The organism is Methylobacterium sp. E-016, from assembly GCF_022829745.1.
In the GTDB taxonomy this organism is placed as follows: Bacteria; Pseudomonadota; Alphaproteobacteria; order Rhizobiales; family Beijerinckiaceae; genus Methylobacterium.
The window spans coordinates 1-14,367 of sequence record NZ_JAKSYF010000064.1; the positions used below are offsets into that span (position 1 = coordinate 1).

General features: G+C 73.1%; 16 protein-coding genes. 9 read left to right on the forward strand and 7 right to left on the reverse strand.

Annotation, left to right across the window (positions count from 1 at the left end; genetic code table 11):
• Positions 1 to 276 precede the first annotated feature (276 nt).
• Both MKK68_RS06535 and MKK68_RS06540 read left to right on the forward strand, forming a co-directional pair.
• Positions 277 to 1,257, forward strand: coding sequence for an ABC transporter ATP-binding protein (locus MKK68_RS06535; RefSeq protein WP_244029408.1), 981 nt, complete (start codon positions 277 to 279; stop codon positions 1,255 to 1,257).
• The gene (locus tag MKK68_RS06540) at positions 1,254 to 2,273 is read left to right on the forward strand and encodes an ABC transporter ATP-binding protein (protein ID WP_244029409.1); all 1,020 of its coding nucleotides are present in this window, start codon (positions 1,254 to 1,256) and stop codon (positions 2,271 to 2,273) included. The genes MKK68_RS06535 and MKK68_RS06540 overlap by 4 nt, the downstream gene beginning before the upstream one ends.
• A gap of 486 nt (positions 2,274 to 2,759) precedes the next feature.
• Here MKK68_RS06540 and MKK68_RS06545 read toward each other — a convergent pair whose 3' ends face one another.
• Both MKK68_RS06545 and MKK68_RS06550 read right to left on the reverse strand, forming a co-directional pair.
• Positions 2,760 to 3,455: a TetR/AcrR family transcriptional regulator gene (locus MKK68_RS06545; RefSeq protein ID WP_147729814.1), complete on the reverse strand. Its 696-nt coding sequence runs from the start codon at positions 3,453 to 3,455 to the stop codon at positions 2,760 to 2,762.
• A gap of 266 nt (positions 3,456 to 3,721) precedes the next feature.
• Positions 3,722 to 5,311, reverse strand: coding sequence for a glucan biosynthesis protein (locus MKK68_RS06550; protein ID WP_147863031.1), 1,590 nt, complete (start codon positions 5,309 to 5,311; stop codon positions 3,722 to 3,724).
• Between the two features lie 238 nt (positions 5,312 to 5,549).
• On the opposite strand from MKK68_RS06550, the gene mdoH reads away from it, so the two are divergent.
• Positions 5,550 to 7,511 (forward strand): glucans biosynthesis glucosyltransferase MdoH, encoded by a 1,962-nt coding sequence (gene mdoH, locus MKK68_RS06555; RefSeq protein WP_147860341.1) that lies wholly within the window; start codon positions 5,550 to 5,552, stop codon positions 7,509 to 7,511.
• Positions 7,512 to 7,547: 36 nt separating this feature from the next.
• On the opposite strand, the gene MKK68_RS06560 is transcribed toward mdoH, so the two are convergent.
• On the reverse strand, positions 7,548 to 8,048 hold the full coding sequence (locus MKK68_RS06560) for a hypothetical protein (protein WP_244029411.1): 501 nt from the start codon (positions 8,046 to 8,048) through the stop codon (positions 7,548 to 7,550).
• 141 nt (positions 8,049 to 8,189) lie between these two features.
• Between MKK68_RS06560 and MKK68_RS06565 the strand changes: the two genes are divergently transcribed.
• The 3 genes from MKK68_RS06565 to MKK68_RS06575 all read left to right on the forward strand — a co-directional run bounded on the left by MKK68_RS06565 (position 8,190) and on the right by MKK68_RS06575 (position 9,145).
• On the forward strand, positions 8,190 to 8,417 hold the full coding sequence (locus tag MKK68_RS06565) for a hypothetical protein (RefSeq protein WP_147729635.1): 228 nt from the start codon (positions 8,190 to 8,192) through the stop codon (positions 8,415 to 8,417).
• A gap of 107 nt (positions 8,418 to 8,524) precedes the next feature.
• Positions 8,525 to 8,797 carry a hypothetical protein gene (locus MKK68_RS06570; protein WP_244029413.1) on the forward strand — a complete coding sequence of 91 codons (273 nt, stop codon included), beginning with the start codon at positions 8,525 to 8,527 and terminating at the stop codon, positions 8,795 to 8,797.
• Between the two features lie 54 nt (positions 8,798 to 8,851).
• Positions 8,852 to 9,145 (forward strand): hypothetical protein, encoded by a 294-nt coding sequence (locus tag MKK68_RS06575; RefSeq protein WP_244029415.1) that lies wholly within the window; start codon positions 8,852 to 8,854, stop codon positions 9,143 to 9,145.
• 304 nt (positions 9,146 to 9,449) lie between these two features.
• Here the strand turns inward: MKK68_RS06575 and MKK68_RS06580 are convergent, their stop codons facing one another.
• Complete coding sequence (locus tag MKK68_RS06580; RefSeq protein WP_244029417.1) at positions 9,450 to 9,806, reverse strand: hypothetical protein; 357 nt, start codon at positions 9,804 to 9,806, stop codon at positions 9,450 to 9,452.
• Entirely contained in the window at positions 9,803 to 11,275 is a 1,473-nt protein-coding gene (zwf, locus tag MKK68_RS06585) for a glucose-6-phosphate dehydrogenase (protein WP_244029419.1), read from the reverse strand. The genes MKK68_RS06580 and zwf overlap by 4 nt, the downstream gene beginning before the upstream one ends.
• 321 nt (positions 11,276 to 11,596) lie before the next feature.
• Between zwf and MKK68_RS06590 the strand changes: the two genes are divergently transcribed.
• Positions 11,597 to 11,881 carry a hypothetical protein gene (locus MKK68_RS06590; protein ID WP_147860344.1) on the forward strand — a complete coding sequence of 95 codons (285 nt, stop codon included), beginning with the start codon at positions 11,597 to 11,599 and terminating at the stop codon, positions 11,879 to 11,881.
• Between the two features lie 106 nt (positions 11,882 to 11,987).
• The gene (locus MKK68_RS06595; RefSeq protein ID WP_244029421.1) at positions 11,988 to 12,395 is read left to right on the forward strand and encodes a hypothetical protein; all 408 of its coding nucleotides are present in this window, start codon (positions 11,988 to 11,990) and stop codon (positions 12,393 to 12,395) included.
• A gap of 145 nt (positions 12,396 to 12,540) precedes the next feature.
• On the opposite strand, the gene MKK68_RS06600 is transcribed toward MKK68_RS06595, so the two are convergent.
• Complete coding sequence (locus MKK68_RS06600; RefSeq protein WP_244029423.1) at positions 12,541 to 13,155, reverse strand: TetR/AcrR family transcriptional regulator; 615 nt, start codon at positions 13,153 to 13,155, stop codon at positions 12,541 to 12,543.
• Positions 13,156 to 13,231: 76 nt separating this feature from the next.
• Here MKK68_RS06600 and MKK68_RS06605 point away from each other — a divergent pair, with 76 nt between their 5' ends.
• Positions 13,232 to 13,594 (forward strand): darcynin family protein, encoded by a 363-nt coding sequence (locus MKK68_RS06605; protein WP_147729553.1) that lies wholly within the window; start codon positions 13,232 to 13,234, stop codon positions 13,592 to 13,594.
• A gap of 299 nt (positions 13,595 to 13,893) precedes the next feature.
• Here the strand turns inward: MKK68_RS06605 and MKK68_RS06610 are convergent, their stop codons facing one another.
• Positions 13,894 to 14,355: an Lrp/AsnC ligand binding domain-containing protein gene (locus tag MKK68_RS06610; RefSeq protein ID WP_244029427.1), complete on the reverse strand. Its 462-nt coding sequence runs from the start codon at positions 14,353 to 14,355 to the stop codon at positions 13,894 to 13,896.
• Positions 14,356 to 14,367: the final 12 nt, after the last annotated feature.

Genomic DNA, 14,367 nt, shown 5'->3' on the forward strand with positions numbered 1-14,367 from the left:
CATGCACCGCCGCGGCGGAGGGGGTGCGCGCACCGCGTCATCCGTCGCGCTCTTGCTGCGGACCGGCTGCGACTTCCTGCGATCGGGCAACTACTGGACTTCCTCCCTCCCCGGCGGGGCGCTGGTGGCGGTGAGCGTCGCGGTCTAGCGCGACGGCGGCGCGCTGCGCGGAGTGCTGTACCCGAGGTTTTCGGATTGAGCGGGTCGGGAAACTTGCCGCGCGGGCGAAGCAGGCGGCTTCCCTCCCCCGCAGAGGGGGGAGGGAAGCGCGGCCGCATGACCGCCCCCGTCCTCGCCCTCGAAGACCTCAGCGTGAGCTTCAAAGCCGGCGGGCGCGAGCACGTCGCCGTCGACCGGGTGAGCCTCACCGTGGGCCGCGGCGAGGTGCTGGGGCTCGTCGGCGAATCCGGCTCGGGCAAGTCGGTGACCGGGCTCGCGCTGATGGGGCTGATCGAGGCGCCCGGCCGGGTCTCGGGCGGCCGGATCCTGCTCGAGGGCCGCGACATCGCCGGTCTGCCGGAGGCCGAGCTCCGGCCGCTGCGCGGCAGGCGGATGGCGATGATCTTCCAGGACCCGATGACCACCCTGAACCCGGTGCTGCGGGTCGAGACCCAGGTGGTCGAGGCGATCCGCGCGCACGAGCGCGTCGGGGCGGCGGCCGCCCGGGCGCGGGCGCGCGAGGCCCTGGTCAAGGTCGGGATCCCGGCACCCGACGCGCGCCTGCGCGCCTATCCGCACCAGCTCTCGGGCGGGATGCGCCAGCGCATCGCCATCGCCATCGCGCTGCTGCACGCGCCGGCCCTGCTCATCGCCGACGAGCCGACGACGGCCCTCGACGTGACGATCCAGGCGCAGATCCTGGCCGAGGCGCAGGCGCTCTGCGCCGAGATGGGCACCGCCCTGATCTGGATCACCCACGACCTCGCGGTGGTGGCCGGGCTCGGCGACAGGCTCTGCGTGATGTATGCCGGCCGCATCGTCGAGGCCGGGCCGGTGGCCGACGTCATCGAGGCGCCGCTGCATCGCTACAGCGCCGGGCTGATCGCCTCCGCCCCGAGCCGCAACGCCCGCGGCGTGCCGCTGGCGCAGATCCCCGGCATGGCGCCCGCGCTGACGGACCGCCCGCCGGGCTGCGCCTTCGCCCCGCGCTGCGCCTGCGCCACGCCGGACTGCGCCGCGCCGCCGCCAACCGCGCGCGCCGAGCCGTCGCGGTTCGCCCTCTGCCGCCATCCCCTCCAGCCGGCGCGTTTCACGTGAAACCTTTGGTCAGCCTCGAGGGCGTCTCGAAGCGGTTCGGGTCGAGCCCGTCGCTGGCCGCCCGGCTCGCCGGGTTGCTGGGCGAGCGCCGGCCGCCGAGCGCGGTGCAGGCCGTGACCGAGGTCGACCTCGCGATCGGGGCCGGCGAGGTGGTCGGGCTCGTCGGCGAATCCGGCTGCGGGAAATCCACCCTGGCCCGGCTCGCGGCCGGCCTCCACGCCCCGAGCCGGGGCCGGGTGCTGCGGGACGGGCGCGACCTTGCCGGGTCGAGCGCCGCGGAGCGCCGCGCGGCCGCGCTGTCCGTCCAGATGATCTTCCAGGACGCCACCGCGTCCCTCAACCCGCGCCTGCGGGTGCTCGACATCGTCGGCGAGGCCCCCGTCGCCCACGGCCTCGTCGCGGCTCGCGACAAGCGCGCCTACGTGGCCGACCAGCTCGCCCGGGTCAGCCTCGGGGCCGACGCGATGGCGCGCTACCCGCACCAGTTCTCCGGCGGCCAGCGCGCCCGCATCGGCATCGCGCGGGCCCTGGCGGTGAAGCCGCGGATGCTGGTCTGCGACGAGTCGGTGGCGGCGCTCGACGTCTCGATCCAGGCGCAGGTGCTGAACCTGTTCCTGGAGCTCCGCCGCGACCTCGGCCTGACCTACCTGTTCGTCAGCCACGACCTCGGGGTGATCGCCCACGTCGCCTCGCGCGTGGCGGTGATGTATCTCGGCCGCCTCGTCGAGGTGGCGCCGGCCGAGACCCTGTTCTGCGCCCCCGCCCACCCCTACACGATCAGCCTGCTCGCCCAGACGCCGAAGCTGGTGCCGGGCAAGCGCCGGTTCCAGGCGCTCCCCGGGGAGCCGCCGTCCCCGCTCGCGCCCCCGCCCGGCTGCCCGTTCCACCCGCGCTGCCCGGCCGCGATCGCCGTCTGCCGCACCGAGCTTCCGCTGCGCCGCTCGGTGGGGCCGGAGCATGAGGTGGCGTGCCACCGGGACCGCGGCGAGCTCGGGACGGGGGACCGCACGGCGTGAGATGTCGGCGGATGGCCTTCATGACGATGGCCTGCATCCGGCCCATGCCGCGCCTGCGGACGGCCGTCGATGTCCCCCGAGAGCGGTCGTCCATCGGCCGCCCGGCACCTTCGCCTCGGGGCCGCGTCCACACCCCGGCCACGAGGTTCGGACCCTGCGGTTCTGTTGTACCGGTTTCGAGGAAACCCGCACAACGCATGCCGGCCGATGAGAGCGCGACCCAGTCACGTGCAAATCGCCTTCGCCGATCTGATCGCCAAGGCATTCGATGCGGAGTTCGACGCCGCGTATCCGGAGAATGGACGCTTCGCGAAGCGCGCGCGCCGTGACCGGGCGGCGTTCCGGTAGGGACGATGCGATCGCGCCGCTTCGCCAGCGTGGTCGGGTTCACGGATCCCCGCTTCTGCCGGAGGCGGCGCGGGTCCCCTCGTCCCGTCCGGGAGAGGGGGCCGAGTCGGCGATGCGAACGATCCGTTCGAACCTGTGTCAGCCCGGCTCCGCCGACCCGCGCAGCGCTGCCGCGTCCGCGTGGATCGCCCGGAACAGCGTCGGCGCACCGCGCATGAACACCAGCACGTCGTCGGCGAGGATCGGGCCGACGTCGTCGGGGGTCGGCAGGTTGTACACGTACTTGCGCACCGCGATGTAGAACACCTTGCCGTGCAGCGCCCAGACCGCCTCGATCTCGCGCTCCTGGAACGGCAGCACCTCGGGCGGCGCGAGGCCGAATTCGACCCGCAACTCGGCGCAGACGGGCAGGATCAGCGCCTCGCGCAGGATGGCGAGGTAGCGCGGGGTGATGTCGACCGAGCGCAGGCCGGCGAAGACGAAGATCCGCACCCATTCGTAGTCGAAGATCCGGGCGGCGTATTCCTGGTAGAACCGCACCAGCCGCGCCTCCAGCGGATGGCTGCGGTCCCGCACCATCGGGCCCCAATCCGGGTTCCAGCGCGCGACGAAGACCCGGTCGTAGACCCGCTCGATCAGCGCCTCCTTGGTTGGGAAGTAGCGGAAGATCGCCGAGTGGGTGATGCCCATCCGCGCGGCGAGCTCGCGGGTCTGGCCGCCGAAGCCCTGCTCGGCGAAGAAGCGGGTCGCCGCCTCGACGATCTGCCGCTCGCGCTCGGCACCCGGCAGGTGGCGGCGGCGGCGCGGCGGCCCTTCGGAATCGTCCCCGTCCACGCTGGCTCCGCCCTTCCTCCCCCGCGTCGGTCCCCATCCACCGAACGTTGTCGCGACGAGACGTCAAGGTTTGACGGGTCGGCGCGCCGAGGGCAACCTGGGGTGAACACCGATGCCGAGGCGCGGGCGGCCGCGCCTCCCCCCGGCCCCGCACGGATCCGGGGCCTGCCCGCGCTCCGGGCGCGCCCGCCGAGGTCGGGAGGGCCCGCCTCCGGTGAAGCGAGGGCGAAGGGAGGCCTTTCCGGGGTTCGCCCGCCCGCGCGCGCCTACGCCGCCGCGTCCCAGGTCTCGCTGATGCGGCGCCCGGCCCGGGTGAGGTGGGCGCGCAGCACCACGTCGCCCGGGGGCATCGCGGCGGGGGGGCGCCACTCGACGTAGATGCGCCAGCCCCCGGTCTGCGGCACCGGCGCGGCGACGGGATCGTGCATCGTGCCGGCGCTGGCCGAGACGATCGCGGCGACGCCCGCCCCCTCGGCGTCGAGGGCGCCCTGCGGCAGATCCGGCCCCGCGAAGTCGATGCAGTACAGCCGCCGGCCGGGGATCGGCGGGTCGACCGGGCGCAGGCGGTCGGGCGAGCCGATGCGGGTCGAGATCACGCGGGCGAGGGTGCCGGGCAGCGCCGGCACCGGCTCGGCTCCCACCGTGGTGAGCCCGTAGGCGAGCGCGATCGGGTGGCCGGGGCGGACGGGCGCGTCCGGCACGAAGGCCGCCACGATGTTGTCCATGTACTCCTCGACCGAGGGGATCTCGAACAGCTGCACCTGGCCGGCCGCGAACGCGTCGCCGGCCCGCGGCGAGGCGCCGGCCGCGACCATCTCGGGTTTCGTCGCGGGGGCGGCGGGCTCGACCCACAGGCCGGGCCGGGCCTCCTGCCGCGCCTCGACGTCGAGGTAGGCGGCAAAGGTCCGCTCGCGCTGCATCAGCCCGAAGCCGGAGAGCGGCGCCGCGCGGAAGGCGGAGATCTGCGGGCTCGGGCGGCCGTTGACCAGCGGGCGCCACAGCCGGTCGGCGCCGGAGCGCACCACCAGCCCGTCGGAATCGTGCACCTGCGGCCGGAAGTCGTCGAAGGGCCTGGCGCCGCGCGCGCCCGGCCCGTTCTGGCCGTGCAGGAACATGCTGGTGAGCGGGGCCAGCCCGAGCTGGGGAATGTCCTTCCGCGGGTGGAGCGCGGCGGTGACCTGGATGTGCGCCGGGTCGCCCGGCGCGATCTCGAAGCGGTAGGCGCCGGACAGGCTCGGGCTGTCGAGGAGCGAGAGCACGGTGATCGTCTTCGCATCGTCCTCCGGCTCGCAGATCCAGTGGGCGGTGAAGTCGGGAAACTCCTCGCCCGCGGCCGAGCCGGTGCCGATCGCCGCGCCGCGCGCCGAGAGCCCGTATTCCTGGCCCTCGCCGCGCAGGCGGAAGTACGACGCGCCGAGGAACACCAGGAACTCCTCCTGGAAGCCGCGCGGGCGGCCGGGCGGGGTCTCGGTGGCGGCGAAGTGCAGTCGGAAGCCGGCAAAGCCGAGCGTCGTCGGGAAGCTCTGGCCGTCGAGCGCCCGGCCCAGCTCGAACAGGCCGGGCTCGTAGGCGACGGCCTGGGCCGGCCCGGCCTTCGGCTGCAGGTACAGCGCGCAGCGCTTGCGCTGCAGGAAGCCGCGGTGGAACAGCTGCGCGCTGAAGTGCCGCCCGAGGCGCAGGGCCGCCGCCGGGCGGAAGACGATGGCGCGGTACTGGTCGTAGGTCAGCCCGGCGAGGGCGCCCGGCAGGTCCTCGGGCGGCGCGACGTAGGGCGCGCCGGCCAGCCGCTCGGCCATCGCGGACACCGTGGCGAAGGTGGTCGGCCCGTCCGTCACCGCTTGCCGCTCCTGCGCCATCGTTCGGGCCTCATTCAGATCGATGACGCTAGGAACGACGCTGCCGACCATCGCGGTCAGGGCCGTGCGGAGAACGCGGCGGCGGGAGGGGGACAAGCTGGCGGCCGATCGCGGGGAGGCCTCGGGGCTTCCTCGCGCCGGCAGGCCCGGCCCCGGCCCGTCGCCCCGGCCCTCGCCGGCGCCGCGCTGCGGCCCCGCCTCCGGCGGGTGGTCCTCACCTTCGAGTTCGATGCGCTCCATGCCCGCCACGCGCCCCATTCCATCCACGAAAGTGCCGGCCTCCCACGCCGACGGGCGCCCTGTCGAGAGGTGCGCGGCCGAAACCTGGCAGTGCGCCGGGCGCATCGGCTCGCTGGGCGGGCGGCGGCTGGCGCTCGCGGTTCCGTCGCTCGCCACTGGCGCGGCGATCGCGTGGCTGGCGGCCGTCGCCTACCCGGCCCCGGCCGACCCGACCGGCGCCTGGCTCGCCCGCACCGTGCTGGTCCTGTTCGCGGTGGTGATGACCTGGCAGTCGTTCGTCGCGTGGCAGTACCTCTACGGCCTGATCGCCGCCGGCCTCGGCGCGCGGGCGAAATCCGCCCTGGAGCGCCGCTCGGAGACGGTGCCGGCGCAGGCGTCGGGCCTGTCGCGCACGGCGGCCGTGGTGGCGATCCACGCCGAGGACCCGGTGGCGGTGTTCGCAGCGCTGCGGGTGATGGCGCGCTCGCTCGCCCGCGACGCCGCGCGGGACGGTGCCCGCGACGAGTCCCTCGGCGGCGACATCGACCTTTTCGTCCTCTCCGACACCCGCGACGGCGCGATCGCGGCGGTTGAGGAGCACGAGTTCGCCCGGATCCAGGCCTGGCGCGAGACCGCCGGCCCCGGCATCCCGCGGATCCGCTATCGCCGCCGCACCGAGAACATCGGGCGCAAGGCCGGCAACATCGCCGAGTTCACCAGGACCTACGGCGACCAGTACGACTTCATGATCGTGCTCGACGCCGACAGCCTGATGACCGGCGCCACGATGCGCCGCCTCGCCCGGCTGATGGAGGAGAGCCCGGCGACCGGCCTGATCCAGACCGTGTCCTACGCCGCCGGCCGCGACACGCTGTTCGCCCGCATCCAGCAATTCGCGGTGCGGCTCTACGCGCCGCTGGCCCTGCGCTGCCTGGAGACCTGGCAGGGGCCGGACGGGAGCTACTGGGGCCACAACGCGATCCTGCGGGTCGCGGCGTTCGCCGACCACGCCCAGCTGCCGGTGCTGCCGGGCAGGGCGCCCCTGGGCGGCGAAATCCTGTGCCACGACATCGTCGAGGGCGGGATGCTGGCCCGCGCCGGCTGGGAGGTCCGCCTGCTGCCGGAGATGGGCGGCACCTGGGAGGAGATGCCGACGAACCTCGTCGACCTCCTCGGGCGCGAGCGCCGCTGGTGCCAGGGCAACATGCAGCACCTGCGCGTCCTGCCCTGGCCGGGCCTGCGCGCGGCGAGCCGCTGGCACCTCGCCGTCGGCATCGTCTCCTACGGGGTGCTGCCCTTGTGGATCGCCTACCTCGTCGCGGGGGCGTGGCTGGCCGCGCGCACCGGCGAGCTCGGCCTGCTCGGCTACGGGCTGACCGGCACCGGCGCCGCCGCGCACGGGCTCGCCGCGCTCACCCTCACGGTGCTGGCCCTGCCGAAGCTCCTGAGCCTCGGCCACGTGCTCGCCTCCAAGGCGCGGCGCGACGCCTTCGGCGGCACCCGCTCGCTGCTGGCGAGCGCGGCGCTCGAGCAGGGCATCTGGGTGCTGCTCTGGCCGGTGATGACGCTGTTCACCGCCGGCGCGGTGATCTCGACCTTCTTCGGCCGGGTGGTGCGCTGGGACGCCCAGGCCCGCGACGACCGCAAGGTGAGCTGGGCGGAAGCCTGCCGCCTGCAGGCCGACGCCCTCGTGGTCGGCGCGCTCGCCGGCCTCGCGCTGGCGCTGGTCGGCGACCCGTGGCTCGCCCTGTGGCTGTCGCCGGTGGTGATCGCGCTGCTGACGAGCCCGGCCCAGAGCGTGCTGACCAGCCGGGCCGATCTCGGCCGGGCGGCCCGCGCCCGCGGCCTGTTCCTCACCGTCGACGACACCGCCCAGGCGCCCGAGCTCGCCGACCTCGCCGGCAGCCGCGCCCTGCCGCCGCCCAAGCGCGCCCCCGTGCTGCGCGGGCCGCTCTGGGTCCCGGCCGCCGACGAGGCGTGACGCCGGACGGGGGCCGGGGCGGGCGTGATGCGGACCCTATCCGCGCGCCGCCGTCTGCCCGACGGGCGCCCGCCGCATCAGCCGCGGGCGCCAGACGCCGAGCACCACGTTGGCGGTGGCGACGACCAGCAGCAGCCACAGGGTGTTGCGCTCCGGCCCGAGCGACTGGGCCAGCGTCGCCGGGTCGAGGCGGCCGGCCAAGGCCGCGGCGCTCAAGTCGGCCTCCTGCCGCATCGGCCCCTGGACGTAGACGAGGCCGCCCTCGAACATCAGCACGCCGGTGGCGAGCTTCGCCCAGGCCCAGACCGCCCGGTGGAAGGCGCGCTGCGCCAGGGCGAGGAGGCCGGCCAGCAGCGTCAGCGCCAGCGCGGGCAGGAAGATCCAGGTGGCGACCGCGCCCATCGCGCCGCGCATCAGCGCGTATCCGGCCCGGTCGGCCGGCGGCGGCACGAACGTGAACAGCACGAGCAGGCAGGCCAACGCTCCCATCAGCCCGACCGCGCCCATCGTGTGCAGGAACTTCAGGAGGCGTCGCACGGCATTCCATCCTCCCTCGCGGCCGAGGCTCATGAGCCGCGACGGCGACAGGGTAGACCGGGAATCGGGATCGCGCACGCGACACGCCGTCCCGGCCCCCGGCGGCAGGCAACGGACGGCCCGCTCACGGGTTGGCCCGGCATGACGAGCATCGCCATCATGATCGGAACGCCGACGGGCTCGAAGCTCCTGGCCGCGGCGAGCGAGCGGCAGGCCGCCCTGTCGGCCGAGCGGATCATCCTGCGCTGCCCGCGCGCCGCCCTGCCGGTGCCGCTCTGGGTCCAGTGCGCCGACCCGGCGATCTCGGCCCGGCTCACCACCTATCTCGGCGGCCTCCAGGCCGAGCTGATCGGCGTCCCGGCGGCCTGACGCCGGGCGGCGGGGCGGATCGAGATCCGGTTCGCGCACGCGACGGTGCCGCGAACCGGTGCGGCGATCTCCGCCAGGCTCTTGCGTTTCCCGATTCGCTCGGGCCGGTGGCCATGACGGGTTCGGTGGCGAGCCTTGCGGCATGCAAGCTTTGCCGGTTGCGCGGCCTCGGCCCCAAGACCTATCCGGAATGGGCCATGGCCTATTTCGACCACGTGATCGATGGCGTGAGGCTCGACCTTGCCCATCTGGAGCCGCGCCGTCTGACGTTCTTCGTCGACAAGATCGGCCGTGCGTTGTCGATCGAGGTACGCTTCTCGAATCACTGCTTCACCGTCGGTTTGGACGACGAACGTCACGACCGCCAGCACCTGATCTGAGACCATCGGAGCCGTCGCGCATACGATCCCGCGCGGCACGAACTCTCCCGCCGATTGCCGGCCATCGTCGACGCTTTGCCGGGTGCCTCGGTCTACATGACGCCGACGGATCGGAACTACGTCTATCTCACCAACGTCGTGCTGGCCGATGGCGCGTGCTATCCGATGTACTTCAGCCTCCGCCGGGCGGCGGCCGGGCATCGGCAGCAACTGCTCATCGTCGTCGAGAGCGCGTACCCGGTGCAGGATCGGCGGCGGGTGCTGGCCGGCACGACCAAGATCAGCTTCGCGGTCCTGTGCGCGAAGGTGTACCAGGGTGATCGGGTGCGGCCCCGGGCGCGGCGCTGAGGCATTCTCAAGCGCGGTGGAGCCCGGCTCGCGTGAGGAAGATGCGATCTCACGACAGGGCCGCGCCATTTCCGGCGGACCGGCATCCACGGTTCGGGACGGCTCCGGACGTGAAAGGCCCCTCGCTCACGGGGAGGAGGGGCCATCACTCGCCGGGACACTTGGCTATCTCGCGTTGCGCGTGGACCGACTGCGGTTGCCCGTCGTCGGCGGCCTGGGGCTATCGCGGCAAGCCGCTCAGGCGATCCGTCCCCAGGCACGGAATAAGGCACGCGCAGGCCGGAATTTCAAGGTTTCCTCCCCCTCAAGGTCCCTCGGGGCCCTCCTGCAGCCGGTCGACGCAACGGTAGCCGACGAAGCATTGCCGCTCGTCGCGGGTGGCCTCGTAATCGGGCCGCGTCGTCTCCTCGATGGTGCAGAAGCCGCCGTCGCGCACGATCCGCAGGTAGGTGAGCGGGCCGGTGCTCATCACCACGGCGCCTGCGCGGGCGACGAGGCCCGCGGCGGCGGCGCAGGTGAGCGCGCGGGTGTCGGGCCGTCCCCCGCCCCCGCTCGGCGCATCATCCTGCCCCGTCGCCGGCCCCTGCGCCCGGGCCGGGTGGGCGAGGCAGGCGAGCGTCAGGGCGAGGGCGAGCCGGCGCCGGGCGGCGGGTGCGGTCACCCCAGCTCCTCGTGCCAGGTCCGCCCGTCGCGCTCGATCAGGGCGATGGCGGCGGTGGGGCCCCAACTGCCGGCCGGGTAGGCGCGCGGCGGCTCGCGGCGGTCGGCCCAGGCCTTGAGCAGGCTGTCGGCCCAGGCCCAGGCGACCTCGACCTCGTCGCGGCGCATGAACAGGGTGGCGTTGCCGCGCACCACGTCCATCAGCAGGCGCTCGTAAGCGTCGGGATAGCGCTGCTTGAAGGTCTCCTCGAACGAGATGTCGAGGTTGGTCGGCCGCAGGCGCATGCCGCCGGGGCCGGGATCCTTGGTCATCACCTCGAGCTTCATGCCCTCCTGCGGCTGCAGGCGGATGACGAGGCGGTTGGGCTCGCGCCCGAACGATTCCTCCGGGAAGATCGAGAACGGCGCGGCGCGGAACTGCACCACGATCTCGGACAGCTTCTGCGGCAGCCGCTTGCCGGTGCGTAGGTAGAACGGCACGCCGGCCCAGCGCCAGGACTGGACCTCGACCTTGCAGGCGACGAAGGTCTCGGTGCGGCTGTCGTGCCCGAGCTCGTTGAGGTAGCCCTCCACCGGCTTGCCGTCGACGGCGCCCTGGACGTACTGGCCGCGCACCGTCACGTGCTGCACGTCGCCCGCGGTGATCGGCTTGAGGGCGCGCAGCACCTTCAGCTTCTCGTCGCGCACCGAGTTGGCGTCGAGGTTGAGCGGGCTCTCCATCGCGGTGAGGCAGAGCAGCTGCAGGATGTGGTTCTGCAGCATGTCGCGCAGGGCGCCGGACGTGTCGTAGTAGCCGGCCCGGCCCTCGACCCCGACGGTCTCGGCCACCGTGATCTGGACGTGGTCGATGACGTCGGCCGTCCAGAGCCGGTCGAAGATCGTGTTGGCGAAGCGCAGCGCCAGCAGGTTCTGCACCGTCTCCTTGCCGAGGTAGTGGTCGATCCGGAAGATCTGCTCCTCGGGAAACACCTCGCCGACCGCGTCGTTGATCGCGCGGGCCGAGGTCAGGTCCTTGCCGATCGGCTTCTCGAGCACGACGCGGGATTTCGGGCCGACGAGGCCGAACTTGGCGAGGTTCCGGCAGATCGAGCCGTAGAGGTCGGGCGAGGTGGCGAGGTAGAACGGGCGCACCTGGTCCGGCCGCTCGTCGAGCTTGGCCACGAGCTCGGTCCAGCCGTCGTCGCCGGCGCCGTCGACCGCGACGTAGTCGAGATGGTCGAGGAAGGCGGCGAGCGTCTCCGGGTCGAGGTCGTCGGGGGCCACGAAGCGCTTCAGCGCGTCCTGCGTGCGGGCGCGGAACGCCTCGACCGCGAGCTCGGAGCGCGAGGCGCCGATGATCCGGGAGGTGGCCGGGATCTGGCCGTCCTTGTAGCGGTGGTACAGGGCCGGCAGCAGCTTGCGGGTGGTGAGGTCGCCGGTCGCGCCGAACACGACGTAGTCGAAGGAGGCGACGGGAATGATGGTGGCCAAGGGCTGCTCCCGGTTCGATGCGGCGGCGTGGCGGTCCGCCGGCGGGCGGCTCGCGCCGCCGGCCCGATCACACCCCGCGGCTTAGGCCTTTGCAATTGCTTCGCCAAGGTTCGCGACGGCTTCGCCGAGGAGCGGCCGAGAGGCGCGGCCAAGGGGAGCGGCCAAGAGGGGTGGCCAGGCGGCGGGCGGGGACGGATGCGGCAGGTCCGGTGCCGTTAAGCACGTCGCTTAGCGAGATCTTCAAATGGGACCATCATCCTCACGGTGTCGCCGCCGGTCTTCGCGCGGTCGCACGCGGGTCTCCGGGAGGTCGGTCCGGCCATGCAGCAGGGTTACGAGCGGTTCGATCGCGACGCGGACTGGGAGGATGCGCGGCCCCGCCGCCGGAGCGCGATCGGGCGGGTGTTCGGGCTGCTCAAGCTCGTGCTGTTCCTCGCCCCGATCGCGCTGTTCGCAGCGAGCTACCTCGTGACCGATTGCGGGTCGCGCTCGGGCGGCGGCCTCGGCCAGCTGCTCAAGGCCGGCGCCTGCGCCCGCAACGAGATGCTGAACCGCGCCCTGTCCCTGCCGGACGACCTCGGCACCCTGCGCCGCGCGATGAACTGACCGCGCGCCGCGCACGGGACGGCCTCGGACGAGGCGACGCCCCCCGAGACACCCGCCCCGACGACGCGACCCGCGCCGCCCGCCCGCCCTTTCGAACGAGCCGACCATGCACGCCCCGCCCCCCGGAACCGACGCGCAGCCCACCCTCACCGAGGCGGAGGCGGCCCGCGCCCGCCTCGACCGGATCGCCCGCACCGCGCAGGAGCCGGTGCGCCCGACGCCCGAGGGGGCCCGCGCCGCGGACGCCCGGCGCCGGCGCCGGCACGGCGCGGGCCGGCGCGAGGGCTTCCGCCTCGGCTGGGGCGGCTGGCTCGTGGTCGAGCTCGTGGTCATCGCCGCCATCGCCGGCATCTACCTGGCCTGGCCGCCGACCGTCGCCTGCCGCGAGCAGGAGGCGACGTTGGGCTTCTTCGCCGGCGACACCCTCGGCAAATGCATCCGCCGCGGCGTCGCCGCCCGCATCGACGACGTCGACCAGCGCCTCAAGATGGCGGTGCGCCATTCGGGGCATTGACGCGCCCGGCCTTCGAACGATGCCTGGACGGGGCGTTTTCGGGCGCCCTGCCGTGACACCGGCTCTTGGGCGAGTCGCCGGCGCCCGACGATCGGGTGCCGTCCGCGGGTCTCGCGACAGGGGGATCACGGGCACCTGGGGACGGTCACGCGCCGGCGCCGAGGTAGCCGAGCACGGCCCGGCGAACACGATCGACGAGCGGCACCTCGCCCGTTTCGCCGCGCTCGCCGGCCGCGTCGATCATACCCTTGATGATCGCCAGCAGGTCTGCGGCGGCCGTCGGCGTGTCCGGCTGCCGTGGCAGGTCCGGCCGCTCGAGCAGGCCGGACACGAGCGTGTTCAGAGCCGCAGCGCTGCGGTGGATCTCGGCGTCGAAGGGCAGGCGGGCCTCCTCGAAGTCCAGCAGCCGTGCCAGGGCGGGGCGACGGAGCTGATGACCGACGCACGCTTCGATCACCGCGACGAGCGCATCCGTTCCGGCCGGCCGTGACGCTGCCGCCCGTGCATCCTCGATCAATCGATTCTTCTCGCGGACGATGAGAGCGCCGACGAGCGCCTCCTTCCGCGGGAAGTATTGGTACAGCGAGCCGACGCTGACCCCCGCACGCTCGGCCACGACATTCGTCGAGAAACCGCCGTGGCCCACCGCCTCCAGAATGCGAGCCGCCGCCTCGACGATCGCCTCGACGGTGGCGAGAGAACGGGCCTGCTGCGGCCTCTTCCGGGGGCGGGGGCGCTGCGCCGTCAGGGAATCGGTCATGCGAACGAATGCGAGTAGCGGAAGCGAGCGATCGCTCGCATCCTAGGGGCGTCACGCGACAGTGCAAGGACGCAAGATGACGAGATCCGGCAAACCCTTCGATTCGGCCCTGACAGTGTTCATGCTCGTGAAGACCACCACCGAGTGGCTGGGCTTTCCGGTCGAGAAACGTTTCGAGCTCTTTCGCGAGACGTTCACGCCGATCCTGAAGGCGCATGCCGCCGATGTGACGCTGCGGTTCTTCGACATCGAGTTCTACTCCGCTCGTGTCACCGACCTGTGGATGTGGGACGCAAGGGATCACCAGAGCTACCAGCTTCTCGTCGAAGCGATACGCGAGACCCCGTTCTGGGACCGCTACTTCGAGATCGTGGACATCCTGCCGGGCCTCGAGAATGCCTACGCCACCCATTACGGCCGCGAGCCGATCACGGCCTGATCTGGGTGCGGGCCGCTCGCTCGTTGCACCAGGGACCTGCCAAAGTCGGCGTCGGGTGATTCCGCGGCGGTCCGCACACGGACAGCAATACAGCGAGGCGGCTGGCGCCACCCCGTGCGCCCACGACCCGTATGGGGTGTCCGGGTCGCCGGCGGCTCGCCCCGGATGAAGCCGCCTGTGGGCGATCCGGCAACATCGGCTCAGGGCGGATCTCTGCCGATCGGCTGTCTTGCGGCGATATTCACGAACCGGATGTTCGCTCGGACCGGATGTGGGCCGGCTCGTCGCCCGGTCGCGGCTCACACGGGCAGCGGGCTGTCCGTCTTGACCTCCTCCATCACCGCGTAGGTGCGCGTCTCCTTCACGCCGGGCAGGTCGACCATGACCTGCCCGAGGAAGCGGCGATAGGCGGCCATGTCCTTCACCCGGGCCTTGAGCAGGTAGTCGAACCCGCCGGCCACCATGTGGCATTCCAGGATCTCCGGCACGCGGCGGACCTCCTGCGAGAAGCGGTCGAACACCGCGCCGGTGGTCTTGTCGAGCAGCACCTCGATGAACACCAGCAATCCCAGATCGAGCATCGCCGGATCGCGGCGGGCACCGTAGCCGGTGATGTAGCCCGCGCGGGTCAGCCGCTTCAGGCGCTCGGCCGTGGCGGTGGGCGAGAGCCTGAGCCGCTCGGCGAGATCGACGGTGGCGATGCGCCCGTCCTGCTGCAGGATGCGCAGGATGGCGGCATCGGTCGAATCGGTGGTCTTCACGCGCAGAACGCC

Excerpts from the sequence above, each read along its gene's own strand:
- MKK68_RS06535 (WP_244029408.1), top strand. The coding sequence starts at position 277 with ATGACCGCCCCCGTCCTCGCCCTCGAAGACCTCAGCGTGAGCTTCAAA.
- MKK68_RS06550 (WP_147863031.1), bottom strand. The coding sequence starts at position 5,311 with ATGGCGCAGGAGCGGCAAGCGGTGACGGACGGGCCGACCACCTTCGCC.
- mdoH (WP_147860341.1), top strand. The coding sequence starts at position 5,550 with ATGCCCGCCACGCGCCCCATTCCATCCACGAAAGTGCCGGCCTCCCAC.
- MKK68_RS06565 (WP_147729635.1), top strand. The coding sequence starts at position 8,190 with ATGACGAGCATCGCCATCATGATCGGAACGCCGACGGGCTCGAAGCTC.
- MKK68_RS06590 (WP_147860344.1), top strand. The coding sequence starts at position 11,597 with ATGCAGCAGGGTTACGAGCGGTTCGATCGCGACGCGGACTGGGAGGAT.
- MKK68_RS06595 (WP_244029421.1), top strand. The coding sequence starts at position 11,988 with ATGCACGCCCCGCCCCCCGGAACCGACGCGCAGCCCACCCTCACCGAG.
- MKK68_RS06600 (WP_244029423.1), bottom strand. The coding sequence starts at position 13,155 with ATGACCGATTCCCTGACGGCGCAGCGCCCCCGCCCCCGGAAGAGGCCG.
- MKK68_RS06605 (WP_147729553.1), top strand. The coding sequence starts at position 13,232 with ATGACGAGATCCGGCAAACCCTTCGATTCGGCCCTGACAGTGTTCATG.